Origin of the sequence: Mesorhizobium sp. M2A.F.Ca.ET.067.02.1.1, from assembly GCF_004023285.1 — a bacterium.
Classification (GTDB): domain Bacteria; phylum Pseudomonadota; class Alphaproteobacteria; order Rhizobiales; family Rhizobiaceae; genus Mesorhizobium.
In genome coordinates, this window is the sequence record NZ_RZSB01000720.1 from 1 (window position 1) to 3,106 (window position 3,106).

The following is a 3,106-nucleotide window of genomic DNA, read 5'->3' on the forward strand; positions in this document are numbered from 1 at the left end:
AGCTTGATCCAGCCGAAATCGATCGCGGCGGCGCGTTTGCCGATCGTCGCCAGATCGCCGGCATGACGGTATTGGAAAGGCCGCGCGGCGGTGTCGCCGGCAAGCCGCGCCTTGATCGTCGCGGCGACATGCTTGCCCTCCTGTTTGGCCGAGGGCGCCACACCCGGCACAGGCTTTCCATCCGGCCGCAGCACATGCGCGGTGTCGCCGATGACGAAAATGTCCGGGCTGCCCGGCACGGTCAAATCGGGTTCGACCAGCACCCTGCCCGCCCGGTCGGCGGAAGCGCCCAGCCATTCGGCCGCAGGCGAGGCGGCAACGCCAGCGGCCCAGATGATCGTCCTTGCCGGTAGCTGCTTGTCGCCAAAGACGACGCCCTCGGCGTCGAGTCGGGTGACGGGGCGGCCGAGCTCGACGGTGACGCCCAGCCGCTCCAGCGCCTTGCGGGCGTAGTCGGAAAGCTGCGGCGCGAAATTGGCCAGGATGCGGTCGCCGGCCTCGATCAGCACGACGCGCGCCTGGCGTGTGTCGATGTTGCGGAACTCGCCGCGCAGCGTGTCGTGCGCAAGTTCGACAATGGTGCCGGCGAGCTCGACGCCCGTCGGGCCGCCCCCGACGATGACAAACATCAGCAACGCCTGGCGCCTGGTGGGATCGGTTTCGCGTTCGGCCTGCTCGAAGGCGAGCAGGATGCGGCGCCGGATCGTTGTGGCATCCTCGAGCGTCTTCAGCCCCGGCGCGAACGGTTCCCATTCATCATGGCCGAAATAGGCATGGCGCGCGCCGGTGGCAAGCACCAGCGTGTCGTAGGGAACGGAGCTGCCGTCTTGGAGCAGCACGCGCTTGCCGGCGCGGTCGACGCCGGTGACAGTGCCGAGAAGCGTCGTCACGTCCTTGCGCCTGCGTAAGAGATGACGGATCGGCCAGGCCACCTCCGAGGTCGCCAGCGACGTCGTCGCTACCTGGTAGAGCAGCGGCTGAAACAGGTGGTGGTTGCGCTTGTCGATCATGGTGATGCGCACCGGCACGCCAGCCAGCGCACGGGTGAGTTCGAGCCCGCCGAATCCGGCGCCGACGACCACGACATGATGCCTGGCTTCGCTCATTTCATCCACCTCGCGGTGTAAAACTACCACATAGAATGTAGGTATTTTGTGCGCTGCAACAACATCTTGCCGGCTGGAAACATGCCCCAGAGTCGTCGCGCGGCGTCGTGAATGCATATGTAGCGCGTGCTGCCGCAGGTATAGCGTGAGACCCCATGACAGGAGCCTATCATGGCTGACAATCGCGACGACGAAGGGCCGGCCCAATACGCATCACCGCCCTGCTTCATGCATGAACTCGATCCGGAATACCGGGAGCCGCTGTCCGATTGGACGGATATCAGGCGTTGGCGCAAGGCCGAGCGCGAGCGGCTCATCAATGCCCGCCTTGCCGTCTCAGCCGATGCGCGCGCCGCCATGTCGGCATGTATCGCGGTCGGCCTCGACGCGCTGATCGGCGACATAGAAGGCCGGATGGTCAGCCTCTATTGGCCGTTTCGCGGCGAGCCGGATCTGCGCGGCTGGATGACTTCGATCAATGAGCGCGGCGGCCGCACCGCGCTGCCTGTCGTCATCGAGAAGGGTCAGCCGCTGGTGTTTCGCGCCTACAGACCGGGCGACCGGCTGGAAAAGGGTGTCTGGAACATTCCGATCCCGGCCGAAGGCGATCCCGTCCTGCCCGACATCGTGATTTCGCCGATCGTCGGCATCGATCCAGGCAAGTATCGGCTGGGCTATGGCGGCGGCTTTTACGACCGCACGCTGGCCGCCATGCCGTTCAGGCCGCTGGTGATCGGCGTCGGCTATGAATTGCAGCGCATCCCCACCATCTACCCGCAGCCACACGATATTTCGATGAGCGACGTGGTGACGGAGGTCAGCGCCTAGGCCATCTCCGGCCGCAGCCCGACTGCCGTGCGATCGACGATCTCGCGCAGCGCGAAGGACGAGTTGATCTTGGTCACATGTGGCATCGCCGACAGCCACTCCTTGTGGATGCGCTCATAGTCGACGAGATCCTTCGCCGCGATGCGCAGGATGTAGTCGTATTCGCCCGACATCAGATGGCAGGAGAGCACGTTAGGGCAGCGCTTGATCGCCGCCTCGAAATCCGACAGCGTCTTTTCGAATTGCCCCGACAGCGATATGTGCACGATCGCCGTCATCTGGTGGCCGAGCGCGCTGTTGGAAAGCCGCGCGTGATAGCCGCGGATGGTTCCGGACTTCTCCAGGTTGTCGAGCCTGCGCGAGCAGGCCGATTGCGAAAGGCCGACCTTCTCGGCAAGCGCCGCATTGGGTATCCGGCCATCCTTCTGCAAAGTCTCCAGAATGGCGATATCAATCCTGTCGAGCGGCATTTTTCGTGGTTCCTGCGAATTTCCGGCTATTTTGCGCAACGATTATCGAAGAGCGATCCTTGCCGCAAGTGCATTCGCAAACACATACGGAACGATTCGTGGTTGACTGCGATTATTGCGTGTCGCCTCCAAATCGCGCGGCGTTCCGGAGCTGATGGCATGCACCAACGACAGGGAGAGCGCCCCTGAAAGGGCGTGGACAGGAGAAGAAAGATGCGTGTCGGCTGCCCCAAGGAAATCAAGAACCATGAATATCGCGTCGGCCTGACGCCCGGCTCGGTCCGCGAATATGTCGCGCACGGCCATGACGTGCTGGTCGAGACCGGCGCCGGCGCCGGCATCGGCGCCGACGACAACGCCTATCGCGCCGCCGGCGCCACCATCGCCAAGACGGCGGCCGACGTGTTCGCCAAGTCGGACATGATCGTCAAGGTCAAGGAACCGCAGCCAAATGAATGGGTGCAGCTGCGCGACGGCCAGATCCTCTATACCTATCTGCACCTTGCCCCGGATCCGGAGCAGACCAAGGGTCTTCTCGCTTCGGGCGTCACCGCGATTGCCTATGAGACCGTGACCGATGATCGCGGCGGCCTGCCGCTGCTCGCGCCGATGTCGGAAGTCGCCGGCCGCCTGTCGATCCAGGCCGGCGCGACGGCGCTGCAGAAGGCCAATGGCGGCCGCGGCGTGGTGCTTTGCGGCGGG

General features: G+C 64.4%; 3 protein-coding genes and 1 pseudogene. 2 read left to right on the forward strand and 2 right to left on the reverse strand.

What is annotated here, in order from left to right; translation table 11 throughout:
• Positions 1-1,106, reverse strand: a 1,106-nt coding sequence (locus EOA28_RS30645) for an NAD(P)/FAD-dependent oxidoreductase (protein WP_148670953.1), incomplete at its 3' end; no start/stop codon positions are given.
• Between the two features lie 171 nt (positions 1,107-1,277).
• Between EOA28_RS30645 and EOA28_RS30650 the strand changes: the two genes are divergently transcribed.
• The gene (locus tag EOA28_RS30650; RefSeq protein ID WP_127252796.1) at positions 1,278-1,934 is read left to right on the forward strand and encodes a 5-formyltetrahydrofolate cyclo-ligase; all 657 of its coding nucleotides are present in this window, start codon (positions 1,278-1,280) and stop codon (positions 1,932-1,934) included.
• On the opposite strand, the gene EOA28_RS30655 is transcribed toward EOA28_RS30650, so the two are convergent.
• A complete protein-coding gene (locus EOA28_RS30655) occupies positions 1,931-2,404 on the reverse strand; it encodes an Lrp/AsnC family transcriptional regulator (protein ID WP_040994689.1) in 474 nt (157 codons plus the stop codon). The two genes, EOA28_RS30650 and EOA28_RS30655, sit on opposite strands and share 4 nt — an antisense overlap.
• A 213-nt stretch (positions 2,405-2,617) precedes the next feature.
• Here EOA28_RS30655 and EOA28_RS30660 point away from each other — a divergent pair.
• Positions 2,618-3,106: pseudogene (locus EOA28_RS30660) on the forward strand (alanine dehydrogenase); the annotation flags it as partial.

Excerpts from the sequence above, each read along its gene's own strand:
- EOA28_RS30650 (WP_127252796.1), top strand. The coding sequence starts at position 1,278 with ATGGCTGACAATCGCGACGACGAAGGGCCGGCCCAATACGCATCACCG.
- EOA28_RS30655 (WP_040994689.1), bottom strand. The coding sequence starts at position 2,404 with ATGCCGCTCGACAGGATTGATATCGCCATTCTGGAGACTTTGCAGAAG.